The sequence below is a fragment of the Robertmurraya kyonggiensis genome, assembly GCF_005116465.1.
GTDB classification, from domain to species: domain Bacteria; phylum Bacillota; class Bacilli; order Bacillales; family Cytobacillaceae; genus Robertmurraya; species Robertmurraya kyonggiensis.
Map to the genome: position 1 here is coordinate 1 of NZ_SWBM01000001.1, position 18,694 is coordinate 18,694.

General features: G+C 38.0%; 15 protein-coding genes, 15 tRNA genes, 1 rRNA gene and 1 pseudogene. All 32 read left to right on the plus strand.

What is annotated here, in order from left to right; all coding sequences use genetic code 11:
- Positions 1–253 precede the first annotated feature (253 nt).
- The 32 genes and pseudogenes from rrf to FA727_RS00165 all read left to right on the plus strand — a co-directional run bounded on the left by rrf (position 254) and on the right by FA727_RS00165 (position 18,655).
- Positions 254–370, plus strand: a 5S ribosomal RNA gene (gene rrf / locus FA727_RS00010).
- Positions 371–392: 22 nt separating this feature from the next.
- Positions 393–467, plus strand: a tRNA-Asn gene (locus FA727_RS00015).
- 3 nt (positions 468–470) lie between these two features.
- Positions 471–563: transfer RNA gene (locus FA727_RS00020), tRNA-Ser, on the plus strand.
- Between the two features lie 16 nt (positions 564–579).
- Positions 580–654 (plus strand) — tRNA-Glu (locus FA727_RS00025).
- Positions 655–730: 76 nt separating this feature from the next.
- Positions 731–806: transfer RNA gene (locus FA727_RS00030), tRNA-Val, on the plus strand.
- Positions 807–886: 80 nt separating this feature from the next.
- Positions 887–960: transfer RNA gene (locus FA727_RS00035), tRNA-Met, on the plus strand.
- 31 nt (positions 961–991) lie between these two features.
- Positions 992–1,068, plus strand: a tRNA-Asp gene (locus FA727_RS00040).
- A 10-nt stretch (positions 1,069–1,078) separates the two neighbouring features.
- A tRNA-Phe gene (locus tag FA727_RS00045) sits at positions 1,079–1,154 on the plus strand.
- A gap of 40 nt (positions 1,155–1,194) precedes the next feature.
- Positions 1,195–1,278, plus strand: a tRNA-Tyr gene (locus tag FA727_RS00050).
- A 111-nt stretch (positions 1,279–1,389) separates the two neighbouring features.
- Positions 1,390–1,463: transfer RNA gene (locus tag FA727_RS00055), tRNA-Trp, on the plus strand.
- 11 nt (positions 1,464–1,474) lie between these two features.
- Positions 1,475–1,550 (plus strand) — tRNA-His (locus FA727_RS00060).
- Positions 1,551–1,567: 17 nt separating this feature from the next.
- Positions 1,568–1,642: transfer RNA gene (locus tag FA727_RS00065), tRNA-Gln, on the plus strand.
- A 4-nt stretch (positions 1,643–1,646) separates the two neighbouring features.
- Positions 1,647–1,721: transfer RNA gene (locus FA727_RS00070), tRNA-Gly, on the plus strand.
- Between the two features lie 9 nt (positions 1,722–1,730).
- Positions 1,731–1,805: transfer RNA gene (locus FA727_RS00075), tRNA-Cys, on the plus strand.
- A gap of 30 nt (positions 1,806–1,835) precedes the next feature.
- Positions 1,836–1,924 (plus strand) — tRNA-Leu (locus FA727_RS00080).
- Positions 1,925–2,080: 156 nt separating this feature from the next.
- Positions 2,081–2,644 (plus strand): GNAT family N-acetyltransferase, encoded by a 564-nt coding sequence (locus FA727_RS00085; protein WP_136828726.1) that lies wholly within the window; start codon positions 2,081–2,083, stop codon positions 2,642–2,644.
- Between the two features lie 29 nt (positions 2,645–2,673).
- A pseudogene (locus FA727_RS00090) lies at positions 2,674–3,224 on the plus strand (GNAT family N-acetyltransferase).
- Positions 3,225–3,320: 96 nt separating this feature from the next.
- Positions 3,321–3,402: transfer RNA gene (locus FA727_RS00095), tRNA-Leu, on the plus strand.
- Between the two features lie 268 nt (positions 3,403–3,670).
- On the plus strand, positions 3,671–4,360 hold the full coding sequence (locus FA727_RS00100; protein ID WP_136828727.1) for a GntR family transcriptional regulator: 690 nt from the start codon (positions 3,671–3,673) through the stop codon (positions 4,358–4,360).
- Positions 4,361–4,364: 4 nt separating this feature from the next.
- Positions 4,365–5,249, plus strand: coding sequence for an isocitrate lyase/PEP mutase family protein (locus FA727_RS00105; protein ID WP_136828728.1), 885 nt, complete (start codon positions 4,365–4,367; stop codon positions 5,247–5,249).
- Positions 5,249–6,652 (plus strand): MmgE/PrpD family protein, encoded by a 1,404-nt coding sequence (locus FA727_RS00110; protein ID WP_136828729.1) that lies wholly within the window; start codon positions 5,249–5,251, stop codon positions 6,650–6,652. The genes FA727_RS00105 and FA727_RS00110 overlap by 1 nt, the downstream gene beginning before the upstream one ends.
- 19 nt (positions 6,653–6,671) lie before the next feature.
- Entirely contained in the window at positions 6,672–7,844 is a 1,173-nt protein-coding gene (locus tag FA727_RS00115; RefSeq protein WP_136828730.1) for an MFS transporter, read from the plus strand.
- Positions 7,825–9,087, plus strand: coding sequence for a 3-isopropylmalate dehydratase large subunit (locus FA727_RS00120; RefSeq protein ID WP_136828731.1), 1,263 nt, complete (start codon positions 7,825–7,827; stop codon positions 9,085–9,087). The genes FA727_RS00115 and FA727_RS00120 overlap by 20 nt, the downstream gene beginning before the upstream one ends.
- Complete coding sequence (locus FA727_RS00125) at positions 9,087–9,593, plus strand: LeuD/DmdB family oxidoreductase small subunit (protein WP_136828732.1); 507 nt, start codon at positions 9,087–9,089, stop codon at positions 9,591–9,593. The genes FA727_RS00120 and FA727_RS00125 overlap by 1 nt, the downstream gene beginning before the upstream one ends.
- A 26-nt stretch (positions 9,594–9,619) precedes the next feature.
- On the plus strand, positions 9,620–10,606 hold the full coding sequence (locus tag FA727_RS00130; RefSeq protein WP_136828733.1) for a Bug family tripartite tricarboxylate transporter substrate binding protein: 987 nt from the start codon (positions 9,620–9,622) through the stop codon (positions 10,604–10,606).
- A 10-nt stretch (positions 10,607–10,616) separates the two neighbouring features.
- Positions 10,617–11,075 carry a tripartite tricarboxylate transporter TctB family protein gene (locus tag FA727_RS00135; RefSeq protein WP_136828734.1) on the plus strand — a complete coding sequence of 153 codons (459 nt, stop codon included), beginning with the start codon at positions 10,617–10,619 and terminating at the stop codon, positions 11,073–11,075.
- Positions 11,076–11,108: 33 nt separating this feature from the next.
- Positions 11,109–12,599 (plus strand): tripartite tricarboxylate transporter permease, encoded by a 1,491-nt coding sequence (locus FA727_RS00140; protein WP_246041635.1) that lies wholly within the window; start codon positions 11,109–11,111, stop codon positions 12,597–12,599.
- Positions 12,600–12,987: 388 nt separating this feature from the next.
- On the plus strand, positions 12,988–13,902 hold the full coding sequence (locus FA727_RS00145; RefSeq protein ID WP_136828736.1) for an ABC transporter ATP-binding protein: 915 nt from the start codon (positions 12,988–12,990) through the stop codon (positions 13,900–13,902).
- 8 nt (positions 13,903–13,910) lie between these two features.
- The gene (locus FA727_RS00150) at positions 13,911–14,750 is read left to right on the plus strand and encodes an ABC transporter permease (RefSeq protein ID WP_246041637.1); all 840 of its coding nucleotides are present in this window, start codon (positions 13,911–13,913) and stop codon (positions 14,748–14,750) included.
- A gap of 184 nt (positions 14,751–14,934) precedes the next feature.
- Positions 14,935–15,801, plus strand: coding sequence for a DNA adenine methylase (locus tag FA727_RS00155; RefSeq protein WP_194138493.1), 867 nt, complete (start codon positions 14,935–14,937; stop codon positions 15,799–15,801).
- A complete protein-coding gene (locus FA727_RS00160; protein ID WP_136828738.1) occupies positions 15,785–17,065 on the plus strand; it encodes a type II restriction enzyme in 1,281 nt (426 codons plus the stop codon). The genes FA727_RS00155 and FA727_RS00160 overlap by 17 nt, the downstream gene beginning before the upstream one ends.
- A gap of 162 nt (positions 17,066–17,227) precedes the next feature.
- Entirely contained in the window at positions 17,228–18,655 is a 1,428-nt protein-coding gene (locus FA727_RS00165; RefSeq protein ID WP_136828739.1) for a DHA2 family efflux MFS transporter permease subunit, read from the plus strand.
- The last annotated feature ends 39 nt before the right edge of the window (positions 18,656–18,694 follow it).

Below are 18,694 nucleotides of genomic sequence, written 5' to 3' on the forward strand. Positions count from 1 at the left end.
TGATAGGTCAGAGGTGGAAGCGCGGTGACGTGTGGAGCTGACTGATACTAATCGTTCGAGGACTTAACCAAATAGATTACTTTCGTAATTCTTCTTCTTCAGCATTATCTAGTTTTGAGGGAATAAAGTTTTTTCACGACAGTGAAAAAAACTGACCTTAGTTATTTGCGTAAGCAAAATAAGTGTCCTTAATTTTCTCTTGAAATAATGGTATAAATCAGTATAATAGAATATGTCTTGATAAATATTTAGGTCCGGTGACGATGGCGAGAAGGTCACACCCGTTCCCATACCGAACACGGAAGTTAAGCTTCTCAGCGCCGATGGTAGTTAGGGGCTGTCCCCTTGTGAGAGTAGGACGTTGCCGGGCTGCATATCTATTATATCATTATTCCGCGGTAGCTCAGTGGTAGAGCAATCGGCTGTTAACCGATCGGTCGTAGGTTCGAGTCCTACCCGCGGAGCCATACGGAGAGCTGTCCGAGTGGCCGAAGGAGCACGATTGGAAATCGTGTAGGCGGGCAAAACCTGTCTCAAGGGTTCAAATCCCTTGCTCTCCGCCATTATTTTAAAATTTCTGGCCCCTTGGTCAAGCGGTTAAGACACCGCCCTTTCACGGCGGTAACACGGGTTCGAATCCCGTAGGGGTCACCAATGCTTTTTACGAAGCGTAGCGGAGTAAAATAGCTTTCCACTTATTTTTCACGATAGTGAAAATAAGGAACAATATGGAGGATTAGCTCAGCTGGGAGAGCACCTGCCTTACAAGCAGGGGGTCGGCGGTTCGATCCCGTCATCCTCCACCAGTGTTTTTTACGAAGCGTAGCGTAGTAAAATAACATTCCATAATTCTTCACTACGGTGAATGAATTATAAATATTATTATCGCGGGGTGGAGCAGTCTGGTAGCTCGTCGGGCTCATAACCCGAAGGTCGCAGGTTCAAATCCTGCCTCCGCAATCAAAAGTTTTAACAAAGTTAAAACTTTATTGGTCCGGTAGTTCAGTTGGTTAGAATGCCTGCCTGTCACGCAGGAGGTCGCGGGTTCGAGTCCCGTCCGGACCGCCATTTATATGTTGGCTCAGTAGCTCAGTCGGTAGAGCAAAGGACTGAAAATCCTTGTGTCGGCGGTTCGATTCCGTCCTGAGCCACCATTTTTATAATTTCTAAGATGAATTTTGCATATATATACTTGGAGGGGTAGCGAAGTGGCTAAACGCGGCGGACTGTAAATCCGCTCCTTCGGGTTCGGCGGTTCGAATCCGTCCCCCTCCACCAACGTTTTTTCAACGTAGGAGAAAATAACGTACAGCTTTCTTTTTACCGAACGTAGTGAGGTAAAATAGCTTTCCATAATTTTTTATTTAAGAAAGATTAGTTTCTAAATATAGGGGTATAGTTTAAAGGTAGAACGAAGGTCTCCAAAACCTTTGGTGTGGGTTCAATTCCTACTACCCCTGCCAATTTTATTATGGCGGTCGTGGCGAAGTGGTTAACGCATCGGATTGTGGCTCCGACACTCGTGGGTTCGATTCCCATCGATCGCCCCATTTTTATATTAAATTATTGGGCTATAGCCAAGCGGTAAGGCAACGGACTTTGACTCCGTCACTCGTAGGTTCGAATCCTGCTAGCCCAGCCATTTCGCGGAAGTAGTTCAGTGGTAGAACACCACCTTGCCAAGGTGGGGGTCGCGGGTTCGAATCCCGTCTTCCGCTCCAATATATTATGGCGGCATAGCCAAGTGGTAAGGCCAAGGTCTGCAAAACCTTTATCCACCGGTTCGAATCCGGTTGCCGCCTCCATTTTAAAATATAATGCTAGTGTTTTAACTAGCCGGGGTGGCGGAACTGGCAGACGCACAGGACTTAAAATCCTGCGGTAGGTGACTACCGTACCGGTTCGATTCCGGTCCTCGGCACCATTCTTAAATGAAGAAATGCTACTAAAATACATACGACAAAAGATTTAACCATTTGGTTAGATCTTTTTTTTATGAACGGAATTATTATTGTAAGATTTCGAAATATCTGTTAAAATCTGTCCTTATAACTACATAAATTTTCCAGAGGTGATTTAAATGGAGATTGAGGACATTTATAAGGATTTACCGAGTATAGAGACGCCTCGGCTCATTTTAAGAAAAATAACGGCTGAAGATACAGCAGCGATGTTTTCTTATGGTTCGAATGTAGAGGTAGCGAAGTATGTTACTTGGGATGTGCATAAGACAACAACGGATACAGAAGCCTTTATTAGCTTTGTTCTCGCCCAATATGCAAATCAGAAGGTTGCACCTTGGGGAATGGAATATAAGGAGACTGGTGAATTTATTGGCACGATTGATTTCGTGTGGTGGAAGCCGAATCATCAGAGTGCGGAAATTGGGTATGTCCTTGCTCCTGATTATTGGGGAAAAGGAATTGCGACAGAAGCTGCCGAGGTTATTATCCGATATGGATTTGGGAAGATGGAACTTGTACGTATTCAAGCAAGATGCCTGGTTGATAATCTTGCATCTGCTCGCGTAATGGAGAAAGTAGGCATGTCTTTTGAGGGGATTAATAGAAAGAGTATGTTTATTAAAGGAAAGCATCATGATCTAAAAGTTTATTCAATTTTAAAGGAAGAGTTTACTTTATAATCTATTAATCTAGCAGTTGAGGTGTTGAAGTGAGTTATCATGAGAATGAATTAAGATTAAGACCAATAAAGGATGAAGATTTAAAAAGACTGTGGGAGCTTATTTATAAGGATGAGTCTCCAGAGTGGAAAAAATGGGATGCACCCTATTATAAATTGAAGCAAATCTCTTATGAAGAATTTTTAACAAACAAAGATGACTATGTGGATCACGAGCAACGTTGGGTGATTGAGGTTAATGGTGAGGTCATCGGGACAGTGGGGTATTATTGGGAGCATGAGCCTTCTAAATGGCTGGAGATGGGGATTGTCATTTATGACCCGAAATATTGGAACGGTGGTTATGAAAAAAGGTTATCCGAATGTGGACTAATCACCTGTTTAATACCTTGCCATTAGTTCGTGTCGGTTATACAACCTGGTCTGGGAACGTGAGAATGATTAAGGTTGGAGAAAAGCTGGGAATGAAGGAAGAGGCAAGGATAAGAAAAGTACGCTATTATGACGGTGAATATTATGATTCCATTCGGATGGGATTGCTGCGAGAAGAGTGGGAAGCAAACTGTATTTTTCAGCAGTAAAATCAATATGAAAATGGTTTGACAGAATCGTATTATCGTGATAAGATATACTTTGTCTTGAGTTACTGAAAAGCTTACTTTAGACAATAAGAATATGCCGGTGTGGCGGAATTGGCAGACGCGCACGACTCAAAATCGTGTTCCTTCTGGAGTGTCGGTTCGACCCCGACCACCGGTATCATAAATAAAAAAAGTTTCTCACAAATTGTGGGGAACTTTTTTTATTTTATTGAATTTTGAAAAAATTTGTTTAAGGATTGTTACATTGAAATGCTAAAACCTTTATAAGTTTCTTAAAGGTATAGAGGGATTTATTGAAATATTCTTTTTGAAAAAGTGAAAATTCTAAAAAATCTAAAATAACAGTTGAATATAAAAGAATAATTGTATACAATTATTCATATATAAAAGTATTATTCTGAATATTGAAAAGGTTGTGCTGTAAATTGGAAACAATTAATACAAGAAGGTTATCAACTCGAGATATTGCATACGAGTATATAAAAGGACAGATAATTAACGGTGATTTAGTACCCGATTCACCAATTATAGAAGATCAGGTAGCTAAGGAACTGAGTATCAGTAGGACACCATTAAGAGAAGCTTTACAGCGTTTGGAGTTTGAAGGGTTAATTAGTAGACAGACAAATGGCAGATTGAAAGTTTCTACTATTAGTGTTCATGAAGTGAATGAGATTTTCCAAGTAAGAAGTTTGCTAGAAGGATTACTTGCAAGAGAGGCAACATTAAAAGCATCAGAAAATGACATCAAAGAATTGAGAACGTTTACGAAGCTAATAGTTGAAGCGTCGCTATTAGATAATAGAAAAGATGTCGTTCGCTATGGAAGTATGTTTCATAACTATCTATATTCGATTAGTAATAACCAAACTGCCGTAAAAATCTTATTACAATTAAATGATAAGATCAGCAGATATAGAAGAATTGGCCCAATTAGAGACTCGATGCGTAGTAAAACTGCGGCAGAGGAGCATCAAGATCTTTTTAATTTGATTGAAAAGAGGGATGCAATAGCAGTAGAGGATGCAATGAAACTTCATATAAATAACAGTCTAAAGTCAGCAGTCAAGTCAATCGAAGAGTATATTGCACAAAGAGAAGAAATGGAGGAGTAAATATATGAGAAAAACTACAAAGTTTAAAGAATTGATTAATCAAAAAGGTATTCTCGTAATGCCAGGTGGGTTTGATGGCATGTCTGCTAGGCTTATCGAAGAAACGGGTTTCAAAGCTATGCTAGCAACTGGAGCAGGTATTTCGAATAGCCAATTAGGAATTGCTGATGTGGGACTAACAACAATGACTGAAGTGGCGCAACAAGTAACCAAAATGACGGATGTTACTAATATTCCTATTCTTGCAGACATGGACACAGGGTATGGAAATGCAATTAATGTAATCCGTTCTGTAAAAGAATTTGAACGTGCAGGTGCAGCAGGTATTCAAATTGAGGATCAATTAGCTCCAAAAAAATGTGGGCATTTCGCAGGTAAGCAAGTAATTTCAAAAGAAGAGATGGTTCATAAGATTAAAGCAATTGTAGATACAAGACAGGATCCTGATTTGGTAATAGTTGCAAGAACTGATGCGAGAGCAATCCATGGAATCGATGATGCACTTGACCGTGCACATGCTTATGCTGAAGCTGGAGCAGATGTTACATTTGTAGAGGCTCCTCAATCATTAAAAGAACTCGAAAGAATAGCTACGGAGCTAAAGGGAATTCCTCAAATGGCAAATATGGTCGAGGGAGGACTGACTCCATTATTGAGTGCTCAGGAACTAGAGCAAATGGGATTTAAAATTATGATTTGTGCAAATACAGCATTACGTGCTGCCGTAAAAGGAATTAAAGATGCGCTGACTATCTTACAAAATGATGGTGATCAGGCAAAGCTTCAACACCTTATATGTACGTGGGAGGAAAGACAGACTCTATTTAGACTACATGAAGTGTCTAAAATTGAAGATAAATACTTGCGATTTACAGAGGAGGTTAAGTAATGGCATCTCATGTAAGAGTAGTACCTTCTGTAACAAAGGAATTAAGTGAATTTACTTCTGCACTAAAATTGAAGGACCTACCAAGAGATGTCATTGAGAAAACAAAACTTTGTATTTTGGATGCGCTTGCATGTGGGTTGTATGGTTCTAAGCTTCCTTGGGGTGAACTAGCCATACAATTTGGTCAGTCCTTTGGTAAAGCTGATGAGGCAACTGTTTTCGGTACAAATATAAAAATTCCTGCTGATTTGGCTGCATTAGTTAATGGAACACTTATTCAGTCTTTTGAAATTGATGATTTACATAAAATAGCAGTCATCCACCCTGGGGCTGAAGTTATTCCAGCAGTACTTGCCACAGCTGAGAAAAGGATTTTAGAGGGTGAAGTAATTAATGGAGAAAAAGTAATACTTTCTGTGTTAGCTGGTTACGAAGTAGGTTGCCGTGTTGGGGTTGCTTCAGGAGCACTTCAATTAAAAAGAGGGTTCCATCCATCGGCAACATCAGGTGTATTTGGCGCGGCAGCAGGAGTAGCCAAAATATTAGACCTAGACAAAGATAGAACTTCACATTCCCTAGGAATCGCAGGTACTCAATCAGCAGGGTTAATGTCTGCTCAGTACGGAGCCATGGCTAAAAGAATGAATGCAGGGCGTTCTGCTCAGTCTGGTGTATATGCGGGAATTCTTTCTCAGATGGGCTTTACTGGGATTACTGATGTATTGGAAGCAGAATATGGTGGATTTTTTACTAGTTTTGCAGATAATGTTCGACCAGAGGATGCCCTTGTAAATTTAGGTTGTGAATTTGAAGTAATAAATGTAGGATTTAAAGCTTACGCATGTTGTGGAAGTAATCATACTTCGATTGATGTTATTTTAGAATTATTAGAACAGCATTCTGGATTAAATGCTGAAAATGTAAATCAAATTATCATATATACAACCTCAACAACAAAGAAACATGTAGGTTGGGAATATGTACCTTCTGGAATGACTGGGGCTCAAATGAATTTAGCGTATGCTGTTGCTGTTACGTTAACAGATGGAGAATGTTTCATAGATCAGTATCACGAAGAACGGATTGCTGACCCTACACTTTTAAATCTAATAAACAAAATAAAGATAATTCCAGTTGAAAGATTAGATAAATTAGGTAGAGAAGGTCGTCACGCTATTGAACTTGAAGTTCATTTAAAAAATGGTAGTGTACTTAGAGGAAATAGGGTACATGCGAGAGGAAGTTCGTATTTTCCATTAACAGATGGAGAAGTAAAAACAAAGTTTGAGAAATTAGTAAAGACGATTTTCCCTATTGATAAGGTGGAAAAGTTAAAAGAAGTAATACTACATTTAGAGGATTGTTCAGATGTAAGGGAATTAACAAAGCTATTACAATTATAGATGACAGTAAGGTGAGAACATGGTAGTCAGAATAGTTGTAGCGATAGCATTAACTTATCAAATTATGATCAACATAACAAGGCCGATTGTCTCGCTATATGCCACGAATTTGGGAGCAAATATGGCTGAAATTGGTTATCTAACTGCTACATATGCATTTTTTCCATTACTTTTGGCAATACCAATTGGAAAAATATCGGATAGAATAGGAGATCGCATCCCGACCATTCTAGGGACGATTGGAGTTACAGTTGGGATATGTTTACCATTTGTCTTTCAATCAATGTGGGCATTGTATGTTTCACAGGCGCTAATTGGAATATCACAGATTTTTATTAATGTAAATCTGCAAAATATGATTGGAACTGTTTCAACATCAAGTAATAGGGATAAAAACTATAGCTATTTTAGTCTTGGTGTTGCTCTAGGAACTCTAATCGGACCAGTAGTAGGAGGATACTTGGCTGAGCATTATAGCTATCATTTCTCATACTTGATTGCAACATTAATTGGGATTGCTCCGATAATATTAGCAATTTTATTACCTGTAATTAAACGAAAGATTGAAGAGGAAAAAGAAGATGAGAAAACTAAGGGTAAATCGGCGTTTAATTTACTGAAAATTCCTAATTTAAGAAAAGCTCTACTCGCAAGTTCTCTTGTATTGTATTCGCGAGATATCTATATTGCGTATTTTCCTATCTACGCTGAGTCGGTGGGGTATTCTGTTTCAACAATTGGTTGGATTTTAACCGTAATGGGGCTAGCATCAGTTGCAGTTCGGTCTGCTTTACCAATGTTGATAAACCGTTTTGGGAGAGAGCGTGTGTTATTAAGTACACTTGCTATTGCAGGTATAGCATTTATATGTATACCTGTCTTCGACAACATTATTGGATTTTATATATTTGCAGCACTCATGGGAGCAGGACTAGGATGTGGGCAACCCTTATCGATGTCTACAATTTATAACGCATCTCCAGTATCTAGAAAAGCTGAAGCGCTTGGATTGAGATTAGCGACAAATCGATTCTCACAAGTAATTGCTCCATTATTATTTGGATTAATTGGCACTGTTGGGGGACTATCACCGGTATTTTATTTGAGTGGAATCTTTTTGTTGGGCGGCTCTTACATTACTCGAGAAACAGAAAAAAAGGAGGAATTACCACATGCCTCAAACGATGGTTGAAAAATTAATCTCAAAAAAAGTTGGAAGAAACGTTAAAAGTGGTGAATTAGTTGTTGCTTCCGTTGATTTACTTGTTTCACACGATGGAAATCGTCCACAGGCTCCTGATATTTTTAAAGAGTTGGGTGGAGAGCGAGTTTTTGATCACAAAAAAGTGAAATTGGTTATTGATCATGCACCGAATGTTCCAAATCAAGCAGCAGCATCAATTCATCAATTGATGCGACAATTTGCTAATGAGCAAGAAGTTGAACTTATTGGACCAGGAGAAGGGATTTGCCATCAAATAATTCCAGAAAGAGGATATGTTAAGCCAGGTGATCTGGTGTTAGGTACAGATTCACACACATGTACTTATGGAGCATATAACGTATTTGGAACAGGAGTAGGTTCGAGTGATTTAGCAGCTGCTATGTTAACAGGAAAGTTATGGTTAAAGGTTCCAAAAAGTATAAAAATTGAGTTAAAAGGGTTACTTAATCGAGGAGTTTCACCAAAAGATATAGTGTTATATATCGTAAAACTACTACGTGCTGATGGTGCAACTTATAAGGCCCTTGAATTTTCAGGAGAAGGTTTGGCTTCAATATCAGTAGATGGTCGTATGACGATGTCTAATATGGCTATTGAAATGGGGGCAAAGACTGCTATTTTTCCCTGTGATGAAAAATTGGAAAAATGGTTACAGGAACGGAATATTGAAAAAGATTTTGTTGGAATAACAGCAGATGAAAATGCTGTTTATGAAAGAGAGATATTGATTGAACTAGGTATGATTGAACCGCAAATTTCTCTTCCTTCTACTGTTGATAATGTAAAAGATTTAAGAGAAGCAGAAGGAATTACAATTAATCAAGCTGTTATAGGGACTTGTACAAATGGAAGATTAGAAGATTTAAGAGAAGCAGCAATTATTTTAGATGGGAAGAAAATAAATCCCAATGTTCGTTTGTTTGTAACACCTGCATCAAGAGAAGTATATGTAAAAGCGCTTGAAGAAGGGATTATTACGACTTTAATAAAAGCTGGAGCAATTATTGGTGTTCCTGGATGTTCAGGATGCTCAGGAGGGGCACACTTTGCAATTCCTTCAGATGGGGAAGTTGTTATTACATCAGCGAACAGGAATTTTACTGGAAGACTAGGTAATCCCAAAGCAAATATATACTTAGCTTCACCTGCAACCGTTGCAATGTCTGCTCTTCAGGGGAAAATTACTAATACTAAAAAGGTGGTGTACTGATGATACAAAGAGGGAGGGTTCATGTTTTAGGAGAGGATATAAATACGGATTATATCATTTCTGCAAAGCATAAGGAGTCTAAATTGAATATTAGTGATATGGTTCCCTATTTAATGGAGGATATTGAGCCGGATTTTTCAAAAAAGATAGAACCCGGTGATTTTATTATAGCTGGTAAAAATTTTGGATGCGGATCTTCGCGTGAAGCAGCACCAGCAGTAATTAAAGCTGCTGGAATTGCTGGTGTACTCTCACCTCTTTTCGCAAGGATCTTTTTCCGAAATGCAATTAATGTTGGATTACCGGTATTAGAATTTGAAAACGCTACCATTGAGGGTGGTGAATTCTTAGAAGTCAATTTTAAAGAAGGAATTATAGTACGGGAAATGACAGGAGAAACATTTAAAGTTCAACCATTACCAGACTTTATGTTATCGATTTTGAATGAAGGTGGCTTAATACCATATCTAAAAAAACATAAACAATTTAACTTGATTCAAAATTAAGATTAATAGACTAGGAGGGAATTATTATGATGATGAAATTTTCAAAGGTTTTATTAATTCTAGGTTTGGTTGCAAGTTTGGTTGCTTGTAGCTCAACAACTTCGACAGATAATTATCCAAACAAGACAATTGAGGTAGTCGCAGCAGGGAGTCCTGGTGGCGGACTGGATACGATTGCTAGGGTGGTTGACGAAGCACTAAAGAAAGCAGATTTACAGGATCAGCCATTCACGATTAAAAACCTAGGTGGTGGAGGAGGAAATGAAGCCCGTGCGTATATTGAAAAACAAGATGATAATCCTTATTCACTTTTAACAGAATCAAATCGAGTATTTGTGAACGAAATTGTTGGTACAACGGATCTTGGGATTGAGGAAGTTACTCCAATTGCAAGAATGATGACTGAATATTTAGTATGGGTAGTCAAGGAAGATTCAGCTTATACAGACGCCAAACAAATCCTAGATGATCTTAAGGAAGATCCATCAGCAGTTCAGTTTGGTGTAGGAACAATACCAAGTAATGACCAAATGAATATCCTACGTCCAGCTATGGAATATGGGGTCGACCCTACTAAAATACCAGTTGTTGCATTTAAAAGTGGTGGAGACTTAATGACACAACTATTAGGTGGACATATTCAGGTCATTTCAACTGGTTTATCAGAAGCAATTCAACATGTCGAAGCCGGAAATGCACGTATTCTAGCAATTTCATCACCAGAGCAATTAAATGGTGAATTAGCTGACATCCCAACTTGGAAATCAATGGGTATAGATGTTTCAATTTTACATTGGAGAGGCATATTCGGTCCTCCTAATATGCCTGAAGAAGCAGTTAAATATTGGGACGAAAAACTTGGAGAGTTAGTAAAAACTGATACATGGAAAGAACTACTAGAAAAGCACGGTTGGTTTGATGCATATGCAGATTCAGCAACGTTTAAAGAAGAGCTTGAAGAGGAAAAAGAAATTATGGCTAATCTTTTAGAAAGTATTGGATTAGCAGAGTAGGTTGAGAACAATGACTGAGATAAAAAATAAACTAACCGGCGTATTAGGAAGTCTCTTTGGAATCTTTTATATAATTTTGTCTTTCAGTATTAAAGAACCACATGGCATGACCATGGACCTCTTGGGATCTAAAACATTTCCTATCGTAGCAGGTGTAATAATTTTGCTTAGTAGTTTATTAATATTTTTTCATAATAAAGTTGAAGACGGAGAAGAGGAATTTGGGAGATATGAAATTAAGATGATACTTCCATTTGTTCTAATAATCATTATATATATAGCTTTGTTACCGTTATTAGGAACAATCATCTCAACTATATTTTTCATGTCTTTAGTTATGAACAGAATGAACAAAGGGGTTTGGTGGAAAAACATAGTTATCTCAACTTCTATAACTATAGTATTTTGGTTACTCTTTGTAATTTTGTTAAAGGTACCTCTACCTACAGGTCTACTAGGGGTTATATAAGGGGGAGTTAATTTGGAAGCATTTGAATTATTAATGCAGGGTTTATCAACAGCGACGTTACCCTCAAATTTATTAGCAGCGCTAATCGGTGCGTTATTAGGTACAATTGTAGGAATATTGCCAGGGTTAGGGCCATCAACAACAGTTGCATTGCTAATCCCGGTAACCTTTAGTGTTAGTCCTGAGAGTGGGTTAATCATGATGACTGCGGTTTACTGTGGTGCTATGTATGGAGGCTCTTTGACCTCCATACTATTAAAAGTTCCTGGCGAAGCATCATCTGTAATGACAGCAATAGATGGTTACGAATTGGCAAAGAAGGGAAAAGCGGGACCTGCACTAGCAATATCAGCAATTGGCTCCTTTATAGGTGGAACTTTTTCAGTAATTTTACTTATGATAATTGCAATTCCATTAAGTAAATTTGCGTTGAAATTTGGACCAACTGAATATATGGCCATTATGTTGTTTGCGTTAATTCTCTCAGTTACTTTAATTGGAAACTCTATAATAAAAGGTGTTTTATCCTTAGCGTTGGGAATAGGTGTGGCAGTTATAGGAACTGATTTACAAAGTGGAGTAACACGTAACACATTGGGAATCGCTCATTTAACTGATGGCATTGATGTTATTGTGGCAATTATTGGGGTCTTTGGTATAGGTGAAGTTTTACATTTTCTAGCAACTAGAAAACAAGGACAATCTGATAAACGTTTATCGATCACTGGAAAACTTATGCCGTCCAAGCAGGATTTTAAACATACTGCTGCACCTATTGGAAGAGGTTCAATTATTGGATTTCTCTCAGGTTTACTTCCCGGTTCAGGAAGTACGTTGGGTTCTTTTATAGCATATTCAGTAGAAAAAAGATTTTCGAAAAAACCGGAAACTTTCGGAAAGGGTGCACTAGAAGGAGTTGCTTCTGCAGAGACAGCTAATAATTCAGCAACTGGTGGAGCACTAGTGCCATTATTAACATTAGGTATTCCGGGCTCGGGAACAACTGCTGTATTGTTAGGAGCACTAATGATGTATGGAATACAACCAGGACCTCAGCTTATGACAGAGCAACCTGTATTAGTTTGGGCGGTAATTGCATCGCTTTATATAAGTAATATTGTTTTATTGATATTAAATTTGCCTATGATTCGATTTTTTGTGAAAATATTAGATATACCAACAAGAGTATTAATGCCGTTAATCTTAGTTTTTGCATTAATAGGGGCATTCTCTATTAACAATTCGATTAATGACATATGGCTAGTGTTAATTTTTGGTCTATTAGGTTTATTTATGAGAGTCGTAGGATTATCACCAGCTATCTTTATACTGGCATTAGTTTTAGGAGATCAGATGGAGCAATCACTTCGTCAGTCATTGATTATTTCAAAAGGATCACTTATACAATTTGTTACCAGCCCAATTAGTCTTACCCTACTAATAATAGCGTTTGGATTACTAGCATATGATGTTATTAAACGTTTTAAGAGTCAAAGTACGGGAGAATATAAATCAATTGAATAATAAAACTAAAATTTTTCGTGCCTGTTGGAATATCTAACAGGCTTCTTTAATTAACAAATGTATTTATAAAAAAAGGAAGAAATAGAATGAATGTCCATTCAATTGGATCGTCTTACATGTAACTAAGACAAATACATAATTTAAGTTGGTCGAGTAATAGACAAGTTTGCAACAGAAAAAGGAAGCTTGTTAAGTACCAATGGATGCTTTTATCTTAAGTAAAAACCTTTAGGGTTTAACCTCTAATTCACACAAAATTTACCTCCCCTTAACATCTCCTATGATATATTAATAATATCAAATGGATATTTTAGGAAAAGTTCTTACATAACACACCACTCGAATACACTTTTAAAAGCTAACCAAAAATTAAGGAGTACTGTACCAGATGAATAAAATAATTGAAGTGTCAGGTCTTAAGAAATCCTATGGCAGTATCGAGGCTGTTAAGGGGATTGATTTTTATGTGGAAGAGGGGTCGCTTTTTGCTTTTTTGGGGCCGAATGGAGCGGGGAAGTCGACGACCATTGATATCCTTAGCACCTTATTAGAACCGAATGAAGGCCGTCTGATAATCGATGGTTACGAGATTGGTAGAGATGATAGTAAAATCCGTTCGGAGTTGGGGATTGTTTTTCAAAATAATCTACAGGATGACTTATTGACGGTAAAAGAAAATCTTCAGTGTAGAGGAAGTCTCTATGGGTTAAAGGGTCGCGAACTAAAAACGAGAATGGAATCTGCCATCGATTATACGGAGGTTCGAGGCTTTTTGAATCAGCCGTACGGGAAGTTGTCAGGTGGCCAAAGAAGAAGAGCGGATATTGCGAGAGCACTTATTAATCAACCTAAAATTCTTATTTTAGATGAACCGACTACAGGACTTGACCCGCAAACAAGGCAACGGGTGTGGGAAACGATTCGCGACATCCAAAAAGAAACAGGAATGACCGTTTTTCTCACGACTCATTATATGGAGGAAGCAGCGAACGCAGATTATGTGGTGGTGATCGATAATGGCGAGATTGTGGCCAAAGGAACACCATCGCAAATAAAAGAAGAGTATAGTTCGGATTATCTTGAAATTCACGGTGCAGATATTGAGAAGTTAAGCGACATCCTAGAGCAGGCAGGACACGAATATGAGGTAAGAGTAGACACATTAACTGTCAAACTTTCTTCAACTCTTGATGCACTGCCCATCTTGGAGCAATGCAAAGATGACATCATCGGGTTTCAAGTGGTGAAAGGGACGATGGATGATGCATTTATCACAATTACAGGAAAAGAGTTAAGAGAATGAGATATCTTATGAAAAGAAACTTGTTGGTGTTTTTTCGGGATAAGGCTAGTGTATTTTTCTCGCTTCTTAGTGTATTTATCATTATCGGTTTATATCTGCTTTTTCTAGGTGATGTCATGAAGAGCAATTTGGAAGGAGAAGAAGCGGGAACGTTGATCGATTCATGGATTATGGCAGGTGTCATCGCGATCGCTCCTATAACAACCGGAATTAGTGCATTGGGGATAATGGTCGAGGACAGGAAACTAAAGATTTATAAGGATTTTTATGCCTCTCCGCTTAAAAGGAGTAGTTTAGCTGGGGGATATATCTTAAGTTGCTTTACTATTAGTCTATTACTGACTCTGGTCACATTGATCTTTGCGGAAGTGTATATCGTCGTGAATGGTGGAGAATTGCTTAGCTGGACGGCCCTCGCTCAAGTATTGGGCATCATCATTTTAAGCGATTTTCTATCGGTATTTGTTCTTTACTTTTTTGTGTCTTTTTTCAAAAGCAGCAATGCCTTTTCTGCTGCAGCCACGATTATTGGAACTTTGATAGGCTTCTTAACTGGAATCTATATCCCGATGGGGAGCTTGCCAGATGCCGTTCAAACGATTGTTAAAATATTTCCACCCTCCCATGCTGCGATGATGCTGCGTGAAATTATGATGGGGCCAGCTGAGGAAACTGTATTTAAGGGTGTGCCTGAAACATCCGTTGAGGATTTCCAACTATTAATGGGCTCTCTTTTTAAAATCGGAGACTTTGTGATTCAGTGGTGGCACAGTCTTTTGTATATGCTTATTTTAGGAATACTATTCTTTCTATTATCTATGTGGAAAATGTCTAGGAAGACGAGTTGATACGACAGTGATGCTGTCGTATTTTTTTGCGTTAATTTCTTTAATCAAAGGGTACTTTATTGATAACCGGCACATTGTCCAATAATTGATGATTTATTTGTCCTGGTGAAAATGGTATGATAAAGGAGAATTTTTGTTCGTATTTTTAACGAGTCATCGTGGAAGTAAAAGGGAGAGAGACACAGTGGGACAAGCAGTGAAAAACAAACTAGCTCAGCCTTTCTTAAAATGGGCTGGTGGTAAGCGTCAATTGCTTCCAGAGATTAGAAAATATATTCCTAAAGAGATTAACACGTATTACGAGCCATTTATTGGGGCTGGAGCGGTCGTTCTTGATCTTCAGCCAAAGAATGCTGTAATAAATGATATAAATATTGAGTTAGTAAACGTCTACACGATTGTGAAAAACAATCTTGAAGAGCTAATTGAGGAATTAAGAAAGCATGAGAATGGAAATAACAGTGATTATTTCTATGAGATACGAAGCCTAGACAGAAGTAGCGAAACGTACAGTCATCTTTCTCCTGTTGAAAAGGCCGCGAGAATGATTTACTTAAATAAGACTTGCTTTAATGGATTGTACCGAGTCAATAGTAAGGGTCAGTTTAACGTTCCGTTTGGAAAGTACAAAAATCCTAATATCGTCAATGAGTCCGTTCTTCGAGCGGTTCATGATTATTTAAGCGATAATGATGTGACCATCTGGAATAAGGACTTTTCCGATGTGGTTGCAGGTGCTACTCAAGGCGATTTTGTTTACTTTGATCCTCCGTATGACCCGGTTTCGGATACAGCTTCTTTTACTAGCTATAGTTTAGATGGGTTTAACAGGGAAGACCAAATCCGATTAAGAGACTTATGTGTTGAGTTAGATAAAAAGGGTTGCAAATTCTTATTGAGTAACTCAGCAACAGATTTTATTAAAGAAATCTATACAGAAAAAGGCTTTCATATAGAGATTGTTTCCGCAACCAGAAACATCAATTCAGTCGGTTCTAAGCGTGGTAAAATTGACGAAGTACTGGTGATGAATTATGAGCAAAACAGATGACGCATGGGAAATATTGTTTGAACGTCATAAGATTTTAGAAAATGTCCGTCAGAATGGTTTCTTTGAAATACAAGCGAAAGAAATCAAAAAGGTAAGAGAGCCAAGGTTAATGGCTAAGTTTGATCACTATAGCCACTTACCAAAACTTTTTAAAGAGCATGGGTTGTCGATCTTGCCGATTTCTCGTTCAAGTTATGTCATTGGTGAGTTTGATGTCTATGAAAAGGTTCAATATAATCAAAAGCTAAAGCCCATTAGAGTAGACTTTCCTGCTGATTTAACAACCATTGATCCTACGAATCTTTACTCTGAAAGTTCAGCACTTCATTGTGCGCATGTAACGGGTATGATGGAAATGGTTATGGGAGAAGAATCTTATCAAACTATTTCTGGAAGAATGTCGTCTAAAGAGTTCGATTTTAATATTCGAATGAAAAAGGGAAATGAGCGGCACGTTACAATTAAGAACTCTCAGATTGAGATTGATGGTGGCTATGAGAGTCAAAATCAATTCATGATCGTGGAAGCTAAAAATGAAACTGTTGACGATTTCCTTGTGAGGCAACTCTATTATCCATATCGTCTATGGAAAGAAAAGACTCATAAGGAAGTTAAACCGGTCTTTTTCACCTATTCGAATGATATTTTTAGCTTTTTTGTGTATGAATTTGTTGATCCTAAAAGGTATAATTCCTTAAGACTAGTTGAGCAGAAAGACTTCATTATTGCTGATGAGAAGTTGGAGCTTGAAGACATTATCGCTGTATTTCAAACGGTCCAACCTGTACAAGAGCCTGAGATCCCTTTCCCACAGGCTGATTCATTCACAAGAGTTGTGGACTTGCTCGGATTACTTGTTGAAAATGATTTGAGCAAAGAAGATATAACGGAGAATTATGATTTTGATGTACGACAGACTAGCTATTACACTTCAGCTGGAATGTATCTCGGGTTAATTGAAAAATACACCGATGAAAACAGACAAGTCATGTTTACACTTACTAAAAGTGGAAGAGAAATTATGAGACTTCGAACAAAGGATAAATTTTTGAGATTGACGGAAAGCATTCTAGCTCATGAACCTTTTAAACAAGTTCTAGCAGAGTATATTCAGAAGGGTACGCTTCCAGAGAAGCCGAGAATTGTGGAAATCATGAAGAGATGCAATCTTTACAATGTTAATTCGGAGAGCACTTATTTTAGAAGAGCATCAACAATTACAGGCTGGATGAACTGGATTTTAGATTTGCCAGAAACATACTAATGAAAACGGTCTTTGTCCCATATTCTATGGGCTAGGGCCGTTTTTAATTGCTGTTAAAAAATCGGAAACATACTATTAGTTAATTCAGATCAAATCATGTATTCTTGATAAAGTGATTCCATTCCTGATGGGGTAGAGAGAAAAAAAGAAAGAGGGTATGTTATGCAAAAATTAGAATTCAACAGGAAAACGATTGTAACGTTGCTACTAGCTGGTTCGTTTATAGCCATTTTGAACCAAACGTTAATGATTACAGCAATCCCTCCGATTATGGAAGAAATGGGGATTACAGCGAATACTGGTCAATGGCTAACGACTGTTTTTATGTTAGTGAACGGTATTATGATCCCTGTCAGTGCCTTTTTATTAGAGCGATTTTCCACAAGACAACTATTTATTACAGCGATGAGCATTTTTGCTGCGGGTACACTCGTTGCAGGAATTGCACCTAACTTTGAGATGTTATTAATTGGGCGAGTTATCCAGTCTGCTGGAGCTGGGGTTATGTTACCACTTATGCAGACCGTATTTTTAATGATATTTCCAGTCAATAAACGTGGATCAGCAATGGGATTAATTGGCCTTGTTATCTCATTTGCTCCCGCCATAGGGCCAGCATTATCCGGTTATGTGACAGAGCATTATTCTTGGCGTGTATTATTCTTTATAATTTTGCCTATTGCTATTATTGATATTGTTATCGCCTTTTTTGCTTTAAAAAATGTAACCGAATTGAAGAAGCCTAAATTAGATATTCTATCCATTATTTTATCTTCATTTGGCTTTGGTGGACTTCTATATGGATTTACGTCAGCAGGAAATAACGGCTGGTTCGCAATGATGACCATCTTATCTCTTGGTATTGGAGCAGTAGCCCTTATATTATTTATCCTGAGACAATTACGAATGAAGCATCCGATGTTGGAATTCCGTGTCTTTACGTATTCCATTTTTCCATTAGCTGTTGTCATTGGGATGATTACATTTATGGGGCTAATTGGAGTGGAAACACTAATCCCACTCTATATGCAGAATATGCGAGATTTTACGGCTTTTGAAGCGGGCCTTGCCTTGTTACCAGGTGCCGTTATTACCGGATTTATGTCTCCAATTGCAGGGAGAATCTTTGATAAATTTGGGGCAAAAAAACTAGTTATGGTTGGTTTAACGATCATTACGATATCTTCTTTTGCTTTTATCAATCTAGATACATCTACATCCTTAACTTATATGACGATAATGTACAGCATCCGCATGTTTGGTTTATCGATGGTTATGATGCCAATTGCCACAGCGGGATTGAATCAATTGCCTAAAAGACTACTTCCGCATGGAACCGCAATGGATAATACGATGCGACAAATTGCAGCTTCTGTTGGGACTGCTATCCTTGTCACAGTTATGACGACATCTGAGAAATCAGCAGCAAGTAGAGAATTGGTCAACCCGGATATCTATGGTGCGAATGTAGCCTTTATTGTGGTTGCTATATTGTCTCTAGTTGGATTAATTATCTCCTTTTTTATTAAAAATAATGGTCCTTCACAAGAGGAACTGGAGAGAATTGATAGAGAAAGAATGAGAGAATAGGAACCAGGGAGATAATCCCATTGTTTTAACTTAAAAGCT